Genomic DNA, 18,126 nt, shown 5'->3' with positions numbered 1-18,126 from the left:
ATCCTGCCGTAGACACCATCGTATCAGTCAAATTATTCTTTGTGCACAATATTAGGAATATAGGGAAGCATCATGAAAAAAACTTTGCACATTTTAGGATTTTTCACCGCTTTAAGTTTATCACTCTTCAGCTCAAACAATAGCTTAGCTGGTTCTTTAATCATTGAAGTACCAGACAATCCAGAGCCCAAAACAGAGATCATTACCTATCAGTGTGATACTGAAACAGGTAAAGAGCGCGTTGAGGCAGTCTATCTTAATGCTGACAATATTTCGTTGGTTGATTTCAAATGGAACGGTGATCGTGTCATTGCTGCTAATGTCATCGCTGCGACAGGAGCAAAATTTGCAGGAGCTCAGTATATCTGGTGGGAGAAGAACAAAGAAGTCACGCTTTATGACCTTGCTCAGGATCCAGAAGAAAAAAAACCTATCCTCTGTAAAGATGAGTCAACATTATTATTTTAAATAACACGGGAAATATTATGAAAAAAATTTCTTTTACTAAACAATTTTTCATTACTTTAAGTGTGTTCCTCCTCGGTTCAATTAATGCATTAGCAAGTTCTTTAGTCATTAAAGTACCAGATGATCCAGAACCAACAACAGAGACCGTCTCCTATCAATGCGATATGGGAACAAGCAAAGAGCATGTTGAAGCAACTTATCATAATGCTGGCAATATTGCGCTTGTTGATTTAAAATGGAACGGTAAGCGCATCGTTGGTTCTAATGTAATTGCCGCTTCTGGAGGAAAATATGTGGGTGGTCAATACATTTGGTGGATAACTAAAAATGAAGCCATATTTTACGATCTTATTAATGATCCAAAAGAAGAAAAGCCCATCCACTGTGTAGAAGAAAAAAGCACAGAATAAGGAAGGTTCTTACATTTCAAGAACCGCGCTGGCTCTCATCTCTTGATGTTCCTTCTGATGTGGGTAACTTTTCCTCCGTCTGGTGTAATAAAAGAGCCAGCGGTTTTTCTGACTGTTCTTCTGAATGATGTCGATAAGCTGCTGTATGTGAAAGCAACATAGAAGCTATCGGCGCTGTTAAAAACAAAAAAAACATCAGCAACGCTTCATGAAAAACAAAATAATGGTCCACAAATATTGAATAAAGAAATGAAGAAATAAGAATACTACCAACGCCCCAACTCGTACATACTGAAAGCATATGCAAACGCTTATAAAAATTGGAAAAACGCACCAAACCTATTGTTGCGATCAATGTCAGTCCCGACCCTAATATTAAGAAAATCGTGATAGCAATAGCAACCACAAGCGATACATCATCTTTCATTCAATAATCTCCCCTCGCATGAGAAATTTCGCCAAAGCAATACTCGAGACAGGACCCAACAACCCAATAATGAGAGCTGCGACAAAATAAATGGTTGTTCCAGAACGAATATCGAATGTAAGAAACAAAAGAATAGTGGTTATATAAAGGGCATCCAAACCAACAATTCTATCCTGTGCCCGTGGACCACGAATCAACCGAAACAGCGCGAAAATCACCGCTAAACTTAAAAAAAACTGTGAAAAGAAAAGCCCCCAATAAAGAATCACCATACTCATAAAAAAATCTCCAAAAGCAATTGCTCATACCGTTGTTTGATCAACTGTTTGTAATCATATCCATTTTTTAAATTTAAGACATGAAGCAAAAGTTCACCCTTTTTACTATTATAGGCAACCCAAGCAGTTCCAGGGGTTGCCGAAAGGATGCACGCTAAAATAGCCAAAGCAGTGCGATTATGAAGCAGAAGAGGTACTACAATAAAACCAGACTTCTGCTCTCGAGACCTTTTTGTTAAAACAAACCAAGCCACCGAAACATTTGAGAATATAGAATCTATAAATACTCGAAAAACGAGACGAAAAACCGCACTCCAGCTTTTAATAACAGCCTTCTCTGGCTCCAGAAGCCGTATCATCCAACCACAAAACAAAGCGGTTAAAATCCCTAAAAGCAATTGCCCTAAACTAAAACCATTTAAAATAAGCCACATAAGGACAATGCCACCACTGAAAAAAGGGGAAGTATAAAAACGATTCATTTACTCATCTCCCCGAGAGAAAAATCCGTTAAAACGCTCCCAATATAGTTTTGAGGTTCATACAAAGTCTTAGCGGTTTCAGACATATAATGACTAACAGGACTGGCTACAATTGTTATAAGAAAACACAAGGCAAGAAGAACGGCAATAGGTGCAAATTCTATCACCTGCACACGTGGAACGCGACCTTCAAGAGAAATCCAAAAAGTTCGGATACCCGTTCGTGTCAGTGCAATCAAAGCTGCAAATCCAGAGAGGGTGACAAAAACTACAAAAAGCCAATCTTGGTAAACCGGAAGAGAGGCAAAAAAATCCTCTCTACTATGGTTTAAAATTGCCATGAACATCATAAGTTTAGCAACAAAACCAGAAAAAGGTGGCAATCCAATAATCAAAATGGCACAGATACCAAAACAAGCCCCAAGAATTGCCAAGGTTACAGGGAAATATGTGCCAACTTCATCTTCTTCCTCCTCTTCATCGTCGCCATAAACCTCCATTGTGACAGCAAGAACATTAGCAGCCACATCTTGACAGCGCTCAACCAACTCTACCAAAAGAAAAAAAGCTCCCAGTGCTAAAGTTGAAGAAACAATATAAAAAAGTGCACCTGCTGTCAGTGCTGCATTGCCGATGCCGATCGCGGCCAACAATGTACCAGAAGAGACAAGGACACTATAAGCTGCCAAACGCACCAAAACTTGACTCGCCAATACCCCAATAAAACCAACAATCATAGTGGCAAGCCCACCATAAAACAAAACCGTATGACCAAAATGGTTAAAATATTCACTTTCAGGACTAAACCATAGCAACGTTAAACGTAAAATAATATAAATACCCACCTTGCTCAAAAGTGCAAAAGAAGCTCCAACGGGTGCTGCTACTGCACTGTAAGTTGGCACCAACCAAAAATTAAGCGGCCACATACCCGCTTTAAGCAAAAAAGCAATACCTAAAAGTGCAACACCTATTTCGAACAAAACAATATCTGTAGAAGATATATATTTTATTTTAACAGCCAAATCGGCCATATTAAGAGTACCAACGACTCCATAAATGAGCGCTATACCCACTAAAAAAAATAATGAAGCAACAAGATTAACCACGACATAATGCAACCCTGCGCGCACGCGTGTCTGACCAGAACCATGCAAAGCAAGCCCATAGGAAGCCGTTAACATAACTTCAAAAAACACAAATAAATTAAATAAATCGCCGGTCAAAAAAGCACCATTTATTCCCACCATAAAAAATTGCATTAGTGACTGAAAATGAGAACCAGCTTTGTACCAATGAGCCCGCGCAAAAACCAACACGCTAGTCACCAACAAGCTGGAAAGTAAAAGCATCATAGCGCTTAAGCGATCAAGGACTAAAACAATTCCAAAAGAAGACGGCCAATTACCAAGTCGATAAACATCGCAAGCCGGTGCTATTTCAAGAGTACGTATAATCAATAAAATGGCAGTAACGACCAACAGTCCCGCAGAAGAAAGACTGATGAATGATTTAAGTTTTGCACGACGTTCATCATAAAAAAGAAGAAGTGCTCCAGTGATTAACGGCAAAAGAATAGGCAAAATAAGGAGATGATGCACCCCTACTTCCATTATTGCACCTCACGTCCATCAACGTGATCAGAACCCGTTAAACCACGTGAAACCAACAAGATAACTAAAAATAAAGCTGTTGTTGCAAAACCAATCACAATCGCAGTTAACACCAAGGCTTGTGGGAGAGGATCGACATAATTAGCTGGATTAATAACAGTGGTAGGATCAACAATTGGAGCAGCATTACTACGCGGTCTACTCATTGAAAATATAAAAAGATTAACACCATAGGAGATCAAGGACAAACCAAGAATGACTTGAAAAGTACGTGGACGCAAAACAAGCCAAATACCTGATCCGACAAAAACACCAATACCCAAAGAAAGAACAATTTCCATTAATTTTCCTTCTCTTTTAAAATAGGTTTCTTACCGATTCGGTAACTCCGAATTGACTGGTGTGCAAGTGCAATTAAAATGAGAACAGTTGCTCCCAACACAAGAGAAAGTACACCAAAATCAAACAAAAAAGCAGATGTCATGGGAACTTTCCCAATTAACGGAAGATGAATATATCGAAAAAAGGATGTTAAAAAAGGATATCCAAAAAACCAAGAGCCCATCCCCGTTACAACTGACAACAATAAGCCAAAGCCTATCCAACGCAAAGGTAAAACTCTCAAATGCGTTTCCACCCACCGAATATCGCGTGCAAGATATTGTAAAATAAACCCTATCGCCAAAGTAATACCACCGACAAATCCACCTCCTGGCAGATCATGCCCTCGCATGAATAAATAAATAGCAAAAGCAATAATAATCGGAAAGAGCCAACCCATAATAACAGCAGGAACAGCTAAATAATTTAATACTGTATCTCCCACATTTCGATTAGGCTGTGCTATATCAAAGGCTTTCTGGATACGTTGTTGAAAAGGCGCATCAATACTCTCAGGCGCAGGACGAAAACGTCGTAAGAGGGCAAAAACAGTAAGGGAAACAACACCCAAAACCACAATTTCTCCCATGGTATCAAAACCACGGAAATCAACCAACAACACATTCACAACATTGCGACCACCAGCATCTGAGTAAGCATGCGTTAGAAAAAAATCAGAAATCGTTGTACCTTGAGGACGTGTCATCACTGCAAAAGAAAGCCATGCTACACCAGCACCTCCTACAAGGGATATGATGAAATCACGGAAACGACGCAAACGAATCCAAAAATGAACAGCAGCTGGCCCAGGATCATGCAAACGTTTAGGCAACCACCGTAAACCAAGCAATAATAAAACGACTGTAACAACCTCAACAACCAATTGTGTTATTGCTAAATCAGGAGCAGAAAGCCATAAAAAGGTTGCACAAGTCATCAAACCAGCTCCCCCTAAAAGCATAAGTGAAGCAAGACGATGAAACTTTGCTCGCCAAGCAACTAAAAGCGCACATAATCCGCCAACCAGCCAAAGAGCGAGAAAAGGAATATCAAGTGGAAAAAGCGGTAATGTCCCCACTGGAATGAAACCATCGCACCAAAGTAAAAGACCAACAAATGCAAAACAGACCCAAAAAATCCAATGCAACTGGATCTGCAAACGGCGTGTTGACAAAGCAGATTCCACCGCACGGGCCCATTTCCAAGAAATAATTACGAGAATGCGTTCAAAAATACGCGGTCCTTTTAAGTGACGGAAAAAAGGAGCCCCATCATCACAGGATAAAAAATAACGATGCCCGACAGCATAGAGCAATCCGCCCCCTAATAATGCAACAAAACTCATCACTAATGGAGTGTTAAACCCATGCCAAACAGCCAAACTATAAGGAATTGTCATTGGTCCTAAAACAGACACGACCGCATTATCTAAAATAGGTCCTATTGTTAAATTAGGAAAAATACCAACCGCTAAACAAATAAACACCAAAAGCTCCATTGGTAAACGCATAAAATGCGGTGGTTCATGGGGAGTCTTGGGTAAATTGTCAGGCTTTGGTCCTAAAAAAACACCGTGAATAAAGCGTATAGAATAAGTCACACTAAACAGACTAGCTAGCGTTGCCACATAAGGCGCAATCCAATCGAGCCATGATTCCATATGCGTTTCAACAGCTTCAGCAAAAAACATCTCTTTCGATAAAAAACCATTCAACAAAGGAACCCCAGCCATCGCTGCACTCGCAACTAAAGCAAGAGTTGCTGTAATAGGCATAGAACGATAAAGCCCTGACAGTTTACGCATATCACGTGTTCCTGTCTCATGATCAATAATGCCAGCAGCCATAAATAAAGAGGCCTTAAAAGTAGCATGATTGGCCATATGAAAGATCGCCGCAACACATGCAAGTGGACTACCAAGACTTAAAAGCGTTGTAATTAATCCAAGATGACTAATAGTCGAGTAAGCAAGCAGTCCTTTTAAGTCTTGCTGAAACATGGAAAAATAGGCACCTAGCAGCAATGTCGAGAGTCCTGAAAAGCCAACCAGCCAAAACCAAGATTCTGTTCCAGAGAGCACAGGCCATAAACGAACAAGCAAAAACAATCCCGCTTTTACCATTGTTGCCGAATGCAAATAAGCCGATACGGGGGTTGGAGCAGCCATCGCGTTGGGTAGCCAAAAATGAAAGGGAAATTGCGCGCTTTTTGTTAACCCTCCCAATAAAATACAAATAAGGATAGGACTATAAAGAGAACTTGACCGGATCATATCTCCAGACTGTAGCACCTTATCCAAATCAAAACTGCCAACAGTATACCCAATCAATAAAACTCCAATAAAAAGGGCAAAGCCGCCAAAACCTGTGATCGTTAGAGCCATACGCGCACCCTCACGCGCACTTGCATTATGGTACCAATAGCCGATCAACAAAAAAGAAAAAATACTGGTGAGTTCCCAGAAAACAACCAAAAAGACGAGATTACCTGATAAAACTATTCCTATCATTGATCCCATAAAAGCCAAAAAAAAGGAAAAAAAACGAGGTACAGAATCCGCTGGATCCATGTAATAACGTGAATAAATGACAACAAGCAGCCCAATCCCTGTAATGAGCAAGCAAAAAAGCCACGATAAACCATCTATACGAAGAATCAAATCGCTTCCCCATTCTGGAAGCCAAGAAATATCTAAACGCACTATGTGGTTTCCGCGAACTTCCGGATAAAGCATTATTGTAAAAATAAGACAGAAAAGCGCGACAATCCCAGCAAACCAGGCTTCATTATTTTTTGCTGTCGAACGAAAAAAGCCAATGACAGCACTTCCACCAAAGGGAAGCAAAACGAGCAATACCAACATTGCTTCCCGTGTTGTCATTCTTTAAACTCCATTTTGCCTTAATATTTTGTCATCGACAAAAACTTATATTCTCACCCCCCATTCCACACTTAATGATAATAAGATTTAATAAAACTTAAAAGCATTTAAAATTTTAAAAAAAACAATGCTGGCATGAAAATACTGCGCACCACACAAGTCTTCTCTTTATTTTAAGAACAATAACGCCCACGACAAGAAGCAATTAAAATTTTATTTAATAATTTCTATCCTTTAAAAAAGCGTGATAAACACTGCTTACGCCCCCCATGAAAAGGCTGAAAACTATTATCATTTTTATTATAAGAGCGATAACGCGCAAGGCAAGATTCAATATGTTGTTTAAGCATCCATGGCTCTTTTTTTTCTAATTTTTCCGAAGAAGAAGTTAAAAACACTTTTTTAGCATCTGGTACAACTTTTAATGATGCGCCTTTTGTGCTTAAGTGCGGTGATGTAATAAATGCCACTTCAGGATACCACCAATTATCACTGTATTTACGATAACCACGCCGATAATGACGATAACCTTTAAAACCATTAAGTTCTCTACGCCCCGTAAAAATCAAAGGCACCGAACTATCTTGGAGAGAGGTCTGAGTAACCAGTTTGGCTTTAGCATCACTCCTATTTTGCCCCCAATTAACAAGAGTGGTTATTATAATGAAAAAACTGCTAACAAATACAAAAGCTAAAGCATAATATAATTTTTTTTTCATACTCATAACAAAAAACTCAACATAATAAACAACAGTAATTACAGAAAGCCTTTCTCTTGCTGGACAGAAACAGATTCTTTTCTTAAGATTCTTTTTTCTTGAGACATTCTGTTACTCTTTGTACTAAACGTTGATCTTGGCAATAAGATCCTACAAAAAAGAATGAATAAATAATGATAAAAACCCCCTACTATCTTATAGACAAATCGAAACTCATCAAAAACATGCAAACAATTTCTCGTTTACGGGAAATGTCCGGAGCTAAAATTTTACTTGCTTTGAAATGTTTTGCCACATGGAGTGTTTTTGATTTAATGTCTGAGTTCATGGATGGAACCACATCATCATCCCTTTATGAACTGCGTTTAGGAAGAGAAAAATTTGGCAAAGAAACCCATGCTTATTCAGTGGCTTGGGCAGATGATGAAATTGATGAAGCCTGTGGTTATGCAGATAAAATCATCTTTAATTCCATCCAACAGCTTCAACGCTTTTCTGATGCAACAAAAACCATTCAAAGAGGTTTAAGGTTAAACCCAGGAATGAGCGCATCAAATTTTGATCTTGCCAACCCCTCTCGCCCTTTTAGCCGCTTAGGAGAAACAAACCAAAGCGCTATCAAAGAAGTTCTGCCTCTTATCAACGGATTGATGATCCATAACAATTGTGAAAATGCTGACTTTAATCTTTTTAACCAAATGCTTGGGTATATGGAAGAAAAATTTGCAGAACTTTTTTCTGCTGTTGACTGGATAAGCCTTGGCGGCGGAATCCATTTTACGGCTGAAAATTATCCTCTAGAAGCTTTCGCAAAACGCTTAAAACAATTTTCTAAAACTCATGGTGTCACTCTTTTTCTAGAACCAGGAGAAGCTGCTATTACCAAAAGCACCACACTGGAAGTAAGCGTTCTTGACACATTGTATAATGAAAAAAAACTTGCCATCGTTGATAGCTCCATTGAAGCTCATATGCTTGATCTTTTAATTTATCGTGAGAATGCCAAATTAGAACCCAATCAAGGTCCACACGAAATTATGATTTGTGGAAAGTCTTGTCTTGCCGGCGATATTTTTGGAACATTTCAATTTCAAAAACCTCTTAAAATAGGCGATAGACTGTCTTTTCAGGATGCAGCAGGTTATACAATGGTCAAAAAAAACTGGTTTAATGGCGTTACAATGCCTGCTATTGTTCTCAAAGAGTGCGATGGTACATTAACACTTCAACGCCAATTCAGCTATAACGACTATCAGGAAAGCCTTTCATAAAGATAAACCATAAAAAACGTCATACAACAGTATTAAAAAGGAGATGGACCTACAATGAAAAAAAATGTTCTCATTATTGGTGCCGGAGGTGTTGCACAAGTTGTTGCGCATAAATGCGCTCAAAACAACGATATTCTTGGTGAAATTCATATTGCTTCACGAACACTCAAAAAATGTGAGGCCATCATTGCTTCTATTAAAGAAAAAAACACAATGAAAGAACAGGGTGTTCTCAAAAGCCATTCGCTCAATGCCATGAATGTAGAAGAAACTATAAAGCTCATCCAAAAGACCAAATGCGAAATTGTCATTAATGTTGGTTCTGCCTTTCTTAATATGTCTGTTCTTTCAGCTTGTATTGAAACCAAATGCGCTTATATCGATACCGCAATTCATGAAGACCCATTGAAAATTTGTGAAACACCTCCTTGGTATGGCAATTATGAATGGCCTCGACGTCAAGAATGTGAAAAAGCTGGTATAACCGCTATTTTAGGAGCAGGTTTTGACCCAGGTGTAGTGAATGCTTATGCTGCATTAGCGCGCGATGATTATTTTGATAAAATCACAGATATTGATATTATTGATATTAATGCCGGAAATCATGGGCGTTGGTTTGCTACAAATTTTGATCCAGAAATTAACTTCCGTGAATTTACAGGACAAGTATGGTCATGGCAAAATAAAAAATGGACTTCCAATAAAATGTTTGAAATCAGCCATGAATGGGATCTTCCCGTTGTGGGAAAACAAAAAGCCTATATGACAGGACATGATGAAATTCATTCACTTTCCAAAAATCTTGATGTAGAGAATGTCCGTTTCTGGATGGGATTTAGTGATCGTTATATCACTGTTTTTACGGTTCTAAAAAACCTCGGACTCTTATCCGAACAACCAATTAAAACGGCAGAAGGTCAAGAAGTCGTGCCCTTGAAAGTCGTGAAGGCCGTCTTACCCGACCCTTCCTCTCTCGCCCCAGACTACACAGGAAAAACCTGTATCGGAGATCTTATTAAAGGCGAAAAAGATGGAAACTCGAGAGAAATTTTTATCTATAATATAGCCGATCACAAACAAGCTTTTCATGAAACTGGGGCACAAGGCATTTCCTATACAGCTGGCGTACCAGCAGCCGCAACAGCTCTTCTTATTGCCACAGGCGAATGGGATGTTAAAACTATGGTCAATGTAGAAGAATTACCACCCCACCCTTTCCTTAAATATCTTGATCATATGGGGCTTCCCACTTTTATAAGAGAACAACAAGAAGATAAAAAATTACAATTTTAATACCTATAGAAAGCATATGCTTGATTTTTTAAGTTATCACAAAACTGCCCAATGAAAACAAACTTAATATTCTCGTGTAATTATGGTTTTCAAAAAAATTTTAGCTATTCGTTATATTTTGGCAACATTACGATTTCTTAACAACCTTAAAGAAGAGACATATCATCTTTTTAAGACATAGCAAGCAATGATCAAGAAAAGCAGAGAAGAAAAAACTAACTTAATCACACTGTATGACTTGTCATTATCATCAAAAAGATAGTGTCATAAACAAAAGATATAAAAATACCGCTTTTTTAAAGAAGAGCGGTATTTTGTAGAATATCCAATCCCTCCCCTCTTCATCTTAAATGACAAAGATCCTTAACCCACACCAATCATTAAACAATTCAATTTCTTTGGGTGAATTCCTCTTGGCTTCTCTCTTCATATGATTCATCATCATATATAACACATTGATTTATAACAATAAAATATCATTTTCAACTTGATTCATAACGCTGAATACTGTAAGATTTTCTTATCACAAACTCTCTCACATTGAAGCAATTAAAATCTTTTGTCTGCACATCACAAACAAAGCGAGCGTGTGAGGTAAAATGATAAAAGAACAGAATAAAAATTCTCTTATGAAAACTCTCAAATAATAAAGAGCTTTAGCAATATTGAGAACTAAAAAAGTGTATTATCAATGTCAGCGTGTACTTTTACTAAACATAAAGATGATGGTGCACAATAGGTCTTATAACAGTTTGAATGAATTTCATATATTTCAAGAGAAACTTTACAGCTATACCATTCACGAGCACCATTGCGAAGTAGATTTGGGCATTTTGAGAGATGTTTTCTTAACACAAAGCACGCAGATAGGCTCAGAATCCTATCTTAAATATTTTATAACAGTATAAAAACTACCCCATATATAAGACTTTACATAGACTAAACACCACCGCTCTAAACGATAGTGCACAACAGAATAATCAATCAAAACTGCACAACAGATATCTAAAACAGTAATTATCGAAAAGCATACAACAAATGGAACATTTTAATACAATTGGTTATATTCCTTTTTAAAGTTTTAAAATGTTGTTGCATGCTTCACTAATATTTTCCGCCTCATGTGCCTTTTTAAATGTACTTTTTAAAAGCTTTTTAAATATGAAGTGGTTTAGCAAATGTTGCCAAAGCTGCCTCACGCACGGCTTCTGATAAGGTAGGATGTGCATGGCAACAACGTCCCAGATCTTCTGATGAACCACCAAATTCCATTAAAACTGCAATTTCATGGATCATTTCACCAGCACCAAATCCAAGAATATGCCCCCCTAATACCCGATCTGTTTTTTTATCAGAAAGGATTTTAACGAACCCATCACTCTTTTGCATTGCACGTGCACGACCATTAGCCATAAAAGGAAATTTGCCAACATTATATTCAATACCAGCAGTTTTTAGCTCTTCTTCTGTCCTTCCTACACTCGCAATTTCCGGCTGTGTATAAACAACACTAGGAATAACATCAAAATTAACATGTCCTTTTTGACCTGCCAAAATTTCTGCCACAGCAACGCCTTCTTCCTCTGCTTTATGTGCTAACATTGGTCCTTTTACGACATCACCAATTGCATAAATTCCTGGAACATTCGTCTGCCAATGAGCATCAATTGCAATAAATCCGCGTTCATCTAACTGAACACCAGCCTCTTGTAAGCCAAGCCCCTCTGTATAGGGAGAACGTCCAGTAGCAATAAGCACAACATCAGCCTCTAAAGTTTCAGATTCACCACCTTTGACAGATTCAAAGCTCACCTGAGCAGTTGAGCCAGATTGTGTAACAGCTGTCACCTTTGCACCCGTTTTATATTCAATTCCCTGTTTTTCCATTAATTTCTGAAATTGCCGTGAAACTTCACCATCCATTGAGCCCAAAACTTTATTAAGATACTCAATAATGGTCACCTTAGCACCTAAACGGCTCCAAACTGATCCAAGTTCTGAACCAATGACACCAGCACCCACTACAATCATATGCGCTGGTACTTTTTCAAGTGAGAGAGCTCCCGTAGAAGAAACAATAGTCTTTTCATCAATTTCAACATTCACCCCTGGAATGCCTGAACTCTCTGAACCGGTAGCAATAATAATATTTTTTGTTTCAATTGTTTGTTTATTACCATCTCTGGCAACAACTTCCACATGACCCGCACTCAAAATTTTGGCTGTCCCAAAAAAAGTATCAACTTTATTTTTTTTCATCAAAAAAGAAACACCACTCGTATTGGCTGTTACCACAGCTTTCTTATGAACCATCATTTGTTCAAGGTTAAGCTTAGATTTACCAATAGAAATACCAAGCGTTTCAAAACCATGCTGGGTTTCAGAAAACACTTCTGAAGCATGCAACAACGCTTTAGAAGGAATACAACCAACGTTGAGACATGTTCCTCCTAATGTTGTACGCTTTTCAATAATCGCTACTTTAAGTCCCAGTTGTGCCGCCTTTATTGCTGCTACATAACCACCTGGACCCGCTCCGATCACAGCCACATCATAAGACATCCGTTTCTCCTTTCATCCTGAAAACTGTATTTTACAAATCAAGAACAAGGCGTTCCGGATCTTCTAAGCTTTCCTTAACACGCACAAGGAAAGTCACAGCTTCTTGCCCATCCACAATACGGTGATCATAAGAAAGCGCTAAATACATCATGGGACGAATCACAACTTGGCCCTCAACAACCATTGCTCGCTCTTTAATCGCATGCATTCCCAAAATACCAGATTGTGGTGCATTCAAAATCGGTGTTGACATCAACGATCCATACACACCACCATTGGTAATGGTAAAAGTTCCGCCCTGCATATCAGAAACGGCTAATTTTCCATCACGCGCAAGACGTCCCAAACGACCAATCTCTTTTTCAATCTCTGCCAATGACATTTGATCTGCATCTCGCACTACTGGAACAACAAGCCCTTTATCCGTTCCAACAGCAATTCCAACATTGACATAGTTTTTGTAAACAATATCTGTCCCATCAATCTCGGCATTAACAGCAGGAAGTTCTTTTAATGCATGACAAACAGCCTTGGTAAAAAACCCCATAAAACCAAGTTTAACACCATGTTTCTTTTCAAAAAGATCCTTATAACGCTTGCGCAAATCCATCACCGCTGACATATCAACCTCATTAAATGTAGTTAACATCGCTGCTACATTTTGTGCATCTTTAAGACGGCGAGCAATTGTTTGACGCAATTTCGTCATACGAACCCGCTCTTCACGTGTTTCTTGGACAGGAATTGCCGAAGAACTCGTCGCAGAAGAAGAGGGTGTAGGGGCATTTGTACTTTGTTTTAATCCACCAAGAACATCTTCTTTAAGAATTTGTCCACGTTTTCCAGAACCTGAAATATCGCTTTTTGCAACATTATTTTCAGCCATCAATTTTGCTGCTGAAGGAGAAGGAGGCATTGCACTGCTCAAAGCAGGCTTCTCCGATTCAGATGAAGCCGCTGGAACAAGCGTAGCAGAAGGTGAAAATGATTGGGAGACACCAGCTTCTCCAGCTTTCACCACTCCTAAAAGAGCATTTACTTCAACCGTATCGCCTTCTTTTGCAATGATTTCAGATAATTTCCCAGCAACAGGAGAAGGAACTTCAACGGTTACCTTATCAGTTTCTAATTCAACCAAAGGCTCATCCATAGCGACAGCTTCGCCAAGTTTTTTAAACCATTTGCCAACCGTTGCTTCGGTAACCGATTCGCCCAAAGTAGGAACACGAATTTCAGTAGTCATAATATTTTTCCATACATCAGAGTAGTAATAAATTAAGAACCTAACGCGTCTTTAAGAAACGCAGCCAGTTGTTCAAGGTGTTTCACCATTAACCCAGAGGCCGGTGACGCACTCGCAGGACGTCCTGCATAACGAGCACGTGAATATTGCGCATTAATATGCGTCAAAACCCATTCCAAATAAGGCTCAATAAATGACCAAGCCCCCATGTTTTTTGGTTCCTCTTGGCACCAAAAAACTTCCGCCTGCAAAAAGCGCGATAACACATTCACCAAAACTTTTGCAGGGAAAGGATAAAGCTGTTCAATACGAAGGAGATAAACATCATCAATACCCTTTTTTTCACGTTCTTCATAAAGGTCGTAATAGACCTTACCAGTACAAAGAACGACACGGCGAATTTTATTATCTTTTTGCAACTTAATGACAGAATCTTTGAGACATTCTGCATCATCAAGCAACACACGACAGAAACTTGTTTCTGGCCCCATTTCATTGAGAAGAGAAACCGCTCGCTTATGACGTAAGAGTGATTTCGGTGTCATCAAAATCAATGGCTTACGGAAATCACGCTTAATTTGTCGACGCAAAATATGAAAATAATTTGCAGGGGTTGTACAATTAGCAACCTGCATATTATCTTCCGCACAAAGTTGAAGAAATCGTTCTAAACGTGCAGAAGAATGCTCCGGCCCTTGCCCTTCAAAACCATGAGGCAATAAACACACAAGACCAGACATACGAAGCCACTTACGCTCTGCGGATGAAATAAATTGATCAAAAATGACCTGTGCACCATTAGAGAAATCACCAAATTGTGCTTCCCAAAGTGTTAATCCTCGTGGTTCAGCAAGAGAATATCCATATTCAAAACCAAGAACAGCTTCTTCAGAAAGCATAGAATTAACAACGTCATAAAGCGCTTGCCCCTTTTGTAAATGATTCAAAGGAATATAACGCGCCTCATTTTCTTGGTCATAAAGAACGGAATGACGTTGTGAAAAAGTTCCCCGCTCAACATCTTCACCGGAAAGACGAACCGGTGCACCTTCCAAACAAAGTGAACCAAAAGCTAAAGCTTCAGCGGTTGCCCAGTCAACACCCTCACCGGTTTCAAAAATTTTAGCACGATTATTTAAAAAACGTTGAATGGTTTTGTGAACGTGAAAATTCGCCGGAATTTCAACAATTTTCTGACCAATTTCCTTTAAAGTTTTTAATTCAACACCGGTTGCTCTAGAATGCTGCTCATCAGAACTACTAAAAGCTTTGAGTCCCGTCCAGCTTCCATCAAGCCAATCAGCCTTATTAGGCTTATAAGAAGCACTCGCTTCAAGTTCACCTTCAAGCTTATCGCGCCATAATTTTTTTTGTTGCTCAATCTCTTCTGAAGAAATCATTCCTTCTGCTACCAATTGGTCACTATAAAGTTGAAGTGTTGTTTTATGATTACGAATTGCTTTATACATAAGCGGCTGCGTAAAGGAAGGTTCATCACCTTCATTATGCCCATAACGGCGATAACAAAACATATCAATAACCACTGGTTTATGGAAAATTTGGCGAAACTCTGTTGCTATTTTGGCAACAAAAACAACAGCCTCAGGATCATCACCATTCACATGGAAAATTGGTGCATCAATCATTTTTGCGACATCTGATGGATAAGGCGAAGAACGTGAAAAACGTGGAGATGTTGTAAAACCAATCTGGTTATTGATAATAACATGAAGTGAGCCTGCAACACGATAACCTTTAAGACCTGAAAGACCAAAAGTTTCTTGGATAACGCCTTGTCCTGCAAAAGCAGCATCACCATGAATAAGCAATGGCATCACTTTTGAACGCTCACTTAATGGGAGTAAATCAGTATGCGCAGGTCCCATAAGTTGATCTTGTTTAGCACGTGCTTTCCCCATAACAACCGGATCAACAATCTCAAGATGAGATGGATTAGCCAACAGCGATAAGTGAACTTTTTTACCATCAAAGTCCAGATCAGCGGTAGTTCCCAAATGATATTTGACATCACCGGATCCCTCCACATCATCAGGCTTATAAGATCCCCCTTTGAATTCATGAAAGATAGCCCTATGCGGTTTGGCAAGAACTTGTGAAAGAACATTTAAACGACCACGATGTGCCATTCCTAAAATAACTTCCTGCACCCCCAAAGCACTACCACATTTGATAATTTGTTCAAGAGCGGGAATCAGCGCCTCACCACCATCGAGTCCAAAACGCTTTGTACCTTTATATTTAGTGTCTAAAAACTGTTCGAATCCCTCTGCCTGAATAAGCTTATTCAGAATAGCTTTCTTGTCTTGTTGTGTGAAAGAATTTTTTTTATCTCGCCCTTCAATGCGTTCTTGAAGCCATGCTTTCTGAACTGGATCAGAAACATGCATATATTCCACACCGATTGTTGAACAATAGGTCCGATTGAGAATCTCAAGCATTTGCGGAATAGTTGCATATTCCAATCCTAAAACATTATCAATAAAAATGGGACGCTCGTAATCAGCTGGAGTAAAACCATAAGCTTCTGGAGAAAGTTCCTTATAATCTTCTTGTTTTTCGGCCAATTGAAGAGGGTCAAGCTGCGCATGAAGATGTCCCCGTTCTCGAAACGCACGAATCATCATAATTGCATGAACGGAATCACGTGTTGCACGAATAATATCTTGTTTACTGGAAGTTTTTCCCTTTTGTGCAGCACCTGTTATTGCTTTTTCCTTTAATTTATCGCCAAGATATTTTTCAAGAGAAGACCAATCACCATCAAGAGCAGAAACCAATTCACCCTCTGCTTTTAATGGCCAATGATCACGCTGCCATGTTGCTCCTTCAGCATTTTTAAGAACATCTTCTTTATTATCATGAAGTCCTTCAAAAAAAGCACGCCACTGTGAATCAACACTGGTAGGATCTTTTTCATATTGAGCATAAAGTTGATCTATATAATCCGCATTCCCACCATAAAGAAATGATGTCTGTGCAAAAAGGCTATTTATTTCGTCCTGCCTTGCCATATACCTCTCCGGAACATCTATTCCGTCTCCTTATATCTCTTTTGACCTTTAAATGCTTACAAACAAGCAGTGATTTGAACATTCAAAAAAGTTTTACCTTATTTATACTCAAGTCTTTTCACCTGAATCTAAGAACCTTTGCTTATTCAGGTGAAACTTTCTTTTAGCCTTTCAAAACTGACATCAAAGTCTTACCTATCTGTGATGGTGAAGAAGACACACGAATCCCTGCTGATTCCATTGCTGCAATTTTATCTTCTGCTCCACCCTTACCACCAGAAATAACAGCACCGGCATGTCCCATTGTCCGTCCTGGAGGAGCCGTACGGCCAGCAATAAAGCCAACAACTGGCTTTTTTCGACCTTTTCTTGCTTCATCTTGCAGAAACTGTGCTGCTTCTTCTTCAGCAGAACCACCAATCTCACCAATCATAACAATAGACTGAGTTTCATCATCTGCTAAAAACATTTCCAACACATCAATAAATTCAGTACCCTTAACAGGATCACCACCAATCCCTATAGCAGTTGTTTGTCCGAGACCTTCCTGACTCGTCTGAAAAACGGCTTCATAAGTTAAAGTTCCCGACCTCGAGACAACCCCAACAGAACCTTTTCTAAAAATAGAACCAGGCATAATACCAATTTTACATTCATTTGGTGTAAGAATACCGGGACAATTAGGACCAATAAGACGAGACTTTGAGTTTTCTAATCGCGCCTTCACTTTAACCATATCCATAACGGGAATACCTTCCGTAATACAGATAATTAAACGAATTTCAGCTTCAATAGCCTCTATAATAGCTGCCGCAGCCCCTGCAGGAGGAACATAAATAACGGAAGCATCCGCGCTTGTTTTTTCTTTTGCTTCTGCAACATTAGCAAAGATAGGAAGAGTTTCACCTTTTGAACCTTCCCATGTTTCTCCACCCTTTTTAGGATTAACGCCACCAACCATTTGCGTACCATGATAAGCAAGCGCCTGTTCTGTATGAAATGTTCCTGTTTTTCCTGTAAGCCCTTGAACTAGAACTTTTGTCTCTTTATTCACAAGAATCGACAT

15 protein-coding genes are annotated in these 18,126 nt (G+C 39.0%); 4 read left to right on the top strand and 11 right to left on the bottom strand.

The window, feature by feature from the left end; all coding sequences use genetic code 11:
• Nucleotides 1-72 precede the first annotated feature (72 nt).
• Both ACFIK3_RS00900 and ACFIK3_RS00895 read left to right on the top strand, forming a co-directional pair.
• On the top strand, nt 73-468 hold the full coding sequence (locus ACFIK3_RS00900) for an MliC family protein (RefSeq protein WP_273790144.1): 396 nt from the start codon (nt 73-75) through the stop codon (nt 466-468).
• Nucleotides 469-485: 17 nt separating this feature from the next.
• Nucleotides 486-878, top strand: a complete 393-nt coding sequence (locus ACFIK3_RS00895) for an MliC family protein (RefSeq protein ID WP_273790145.1) — start codon at nt 486-488, stop codon at nt 876-878.
• 16 nt (nt 879-894) lie between these two features.
• Here ACFIK3_RS00895 and mnhG read toward each other — a convergent pair whose 3' ends face one another.
• The 7 genes from mnhG to ACFIK3_RS00860 all read right to left on the bottom strand — a co-directional run bounded on the left by mnhG (nt 895) and on the right by ACFIK3_RS00860 (nt 7,665).
• On the bottom strand, nt 895-1,305 hold the full coding sequence (mnhG, locus tag ACFIK3_RS00890; protein WP_273790146.1) for a monovalent cation/H(+) antiporter subunit G: 411 nt from the start codon (nt 1,303-1,305) through the stop codon (nt 895-897).
• On the bottom strand, nt 1,302-1,583 hold the full coding sequence (locus tag ACFIK3_RS00885; RefSeq protein ID WP_273790147.1) for a K+/H+ antiporter subunit F: 282 nt from the start codon (nt 1,581-1,583) through the stop codon (nt 1,302-1,304). The genes mnhG and ACFIK3_RS00885 overlap by 4 nt, the downstream gene beginning before the upstream one ends.
• Entirely contained in the window at nt 1,580-2,065 is a 486-nt protein-coding gene (locus tag ACFIK3_RS00880; RefSeq protein WP_273790148.1) for a Na+/H+ antiporter subunit E, read from the bottom strand. Before ACFIK3_RS00880 ends, ACFIK3_RS00885 begins: the two co-directional genes overlap by 4 nt.
• Complete coding sequence (locus tag ACFIK3_RS00875; RefSeq protein ID WP_375676124.1) at nt 2,062-3,678, bottom strand: monovalent cation/H+ antiporter subunit D; 1,617 nt, start codon at nt 3,676-3,678, stop codon at nt 2,062-2,064. Before ACFIK3_RS00875 ends, ACFIK3_RS00880 begins: the two co-directional genes overlap by 4 nt.
• A complete protein-coding gene (locus ACFIK3_RS00870; RefSeq protein WP_273790150.1) occupies nt 3,678-4,019 on the bottom strand; it encodes a Na+/H+ antiporter subunit C in 342 nt (113 codons plus the stop codon). Before ACFIK3_RS00870 ends, ACFIK3_RS00875 begins: the two co-directional genes overlap by 1 nt.
• Nucleotides 4,019-6,940: a monovalent cation/H+ antiporter subunit A gene (locus ACFIK3_RS00865; protein WP_273790151.1), complete on the bottom strand. Its 2,922-nt coding sequence runs from the start codon at nt 6,938-6,940 to the stop codon at nt 4,019-4,021. Before ACFIK3_RS00865 ends, ACFIK3_RS00870 begins: the two co-directional genes overlap by 1 nt.
• A 227-nt stretch (nt 6,941-7,167) precedes the next feature.
• Entirely contained in the window at nt 7,168-7,665 is a 498-nt protein-coding gene (locus ACFIK3_RS00860) for a BA14K family protein (protein WP_273790152.1), read from the bottom strand.
• Nucleotides 7,666-7,832: 167 nt separating this feature from the next.
• Between ACFIK3_RS00860 and ACFIK3_RS00855 the strand changes: the two genes are divergently transcribed.
• Both ACFIK3_RS00855 and ACFIK3_RS00850 read left to right on the top strand, forming a co-directional pair.
• Complete coding sequence (locus ACFIK3_RS00855; protein ID WP_273790153.1) at nt 7,833-8,930, top strand: carboxynorspermidine decarboxylase; 1,098 nt, start codon at nt 7,833-7,835, stop codon at nt 8,928-8,930.
• Between the two features lie 54 nt (nt 8,931-8,984).
• Nucleotides 8,985-10,223 (top strand): saccharopine dehydrogenase family protein, encoded by a 1,239-nt coding sequence (locus ACFIK3_RS00850; protein WP_273790154.1) that lies wholly within the window; start codon nt 8,985-8,987, stop codon nt 10,221-10,223.
• 1,155 nt (nt 10,224-11,378) lie between these two features.
• Here the strand turns inward: ACFIK3_RS00850 and lpdA are convergent.
• The 4 genes from lpdA to sucD form a co-directional block, all read right to left on the bottom strand.
• Nucleotides 11,379-12,785 (bottom strand): dihydrolipoyl dehydrogenase, encoded by a 1,407-nt coding sequence (gene lpdA / locus ACFIK3_RS00845; RefSeq protein WP_375630654.1) that lies wholly within the window; start codon nt 12,783-12,785, stop codon nt 11,379-11,381.
• Between the two features lie 31 nt (nt 12,786-12,816).
• Complete coding sequence (gene odhB, locus ACFIK3_RS00840) at nt 12,817-14,028, bottom strand: 2-oxoglutarate dehydrogenase complex dihydrolipoyllysine-residue succinyltransferase (protein ID WP_375645625.1); 1,212 nt, start codon at nt 14,026-14,028, stop codon at nt 12,817-12,819.
• 32 nt (nt 14,029-14,060) lie between these two features.
• The gene (locus ACFIK3_RS00835) at nt 14,061-17,060 is read right to left on the bottom strand and encodes a 2-oxoglutarate dehydrogenase E1 component (RefSeq protein WP_375654298.1); all 3,000 of its coding nucleotides are present in this window, start codon (nt 17,058-17,060) and stop codon (nt 14,061-14,063) included.
• 163 nt (nt 17,061-17,223) lie between these two features.
• Nucleotides 17,224-18,126 (bottom strand): succinate--CoA ligase subunit alpha, encoded by a 903-nt coding sequence (gene sucD, locus ACFIK3_RS00830; RefSeq protein WP_375630649.1) that lies wholly within the window; start codon nt 18,124-18,126, stop codon nt 17,224-17,226.

The organism is Bartonella sp. CB10SXKL, assembly GCF_042195515.1.
Taxonomy (GTDB): domain Bacteria; phylum Pseudomonadota; class Alphaproteobacteria; order Rhizobiales; family Rhizobiaceae; genus Bartonella.
This window is presented reverse-complemented; position numbering and strand designations above follow the sequence as displayed.

What these genes read in the sequence shown, in the direction of transcription:
- ACFIK3_RS00900 (WP_273790144.1), top strand. Translation starts at nt 73, where the DNA reads ATGAAAAAAACTTTGCACATTTTAGGATTTTTCACCGCTTTAAGTTTA.
- ACFIK3_RS00895 (WP_273790145.1), top strand. Translation starts at nt 486, where the DNA reads ATGAAAAAAATTTCTTTTACTAAACAATTTTTCATTACTTTAAGTGTG.
- mnhG (WP_273790146.1), bottom strand. Translation starts at nt 1,305, where the DNA reads ATGAAAGATGATGTATCGCTTGTGGTTGCTATTGCTATCACGATTTTC.
- ACFIK3_RS00885 (WP_273790147.1), bottom strand. Translation starts at nt 1,583, where the DNA reads ATGAGTATGGTGATTCTTTATTGGGGGCTTTTCTTTTCACAGTTTTTT.
- ACFIK3_RS00880 (WP_273790148.1), bottom strand. Translation starts at nt 2,065, where the DNA reads ATGAATCGTTTTTATACTTCCCCTTTTTTCAGTGGTGGCATTGTCCTT.
- ACFIK3_RS00875 (WP_375676124.1), bottom strand. Translation starts at nt 3,678, where the DNA reads ATGGAAGTAGGGGTGCATCATCTCCTTATTTTGCCTATTCTTTTGCCG.
- ACFIK3_RS00870 (WP_273790150.1), bottom strand. Translation starts at nt 4,019, where the DNA reads ATGGAAATTGTTCTTTCTTTGGGTATTGGTGTTTTTGTCGGATCAGGT.
- ACFIK3_RS00865 (WP_273790151.1), bottom strand. Translation starts at nt 6,940, where the DNA reads ATGACAACACGGGAAGCAATGTTGGTATTGCTCGTTTTGCTTCCCTTT.
- ACFIK3_RS00860 (WP_273790152.1), bottom strand. Translation starts at nt 7,665, where the DNA reads ATGAGTATGAAAAAAAAATTATATTATGCTTTAGCTTTTGTATTTGTT.
- ACFIK3_RS00855 (WP_273790153.1), top strand. Translation starts at nt 7,833, where the DNA reads ATGATAAAAACCCCCTACTATCTTATAGACAAATCGAAACTCATCAAA.
- ACFIK3_RS00850 (WP_273790154.1), top strand. Translation starts at nt 8,985, where the DNA reads ATGAAAAAAAATGTTCTCATTATTGGTGCCGGAGGTGTTGCACAAGTT.
- lpdA (WP_375630654.1), bottom strand. Translation starts at nt 12,785, where the DNA reads ATGTCTTATGATGTGGCTGTGATCGGAGCGGGTCCAGGTGGTTATGTA.
- odhB (WP_375645625.1), bottom strand. Translation starts at nt 14,028, where the DNA reads ATGACTACTGAAATTCGTGTTCCTACTTTGGGCGAATCGGTTACCGAA.
- ACFIK3_RS00835 (WP_375654298.1), bottom strand. Translation starts at nt 17,060, where the DNA reads ATGGCAAGGCAGGACGAAATAAATAGCCTTTTTGCACAGACATCATTT.
- sucD (WP_375630649.1), bottom strand. Translation starts at nt 18,126, where the DNA reads ATGTCGATTCTTGTGAATAAAGAGACAAAAGTTCTAGTTCAAGGGCTT.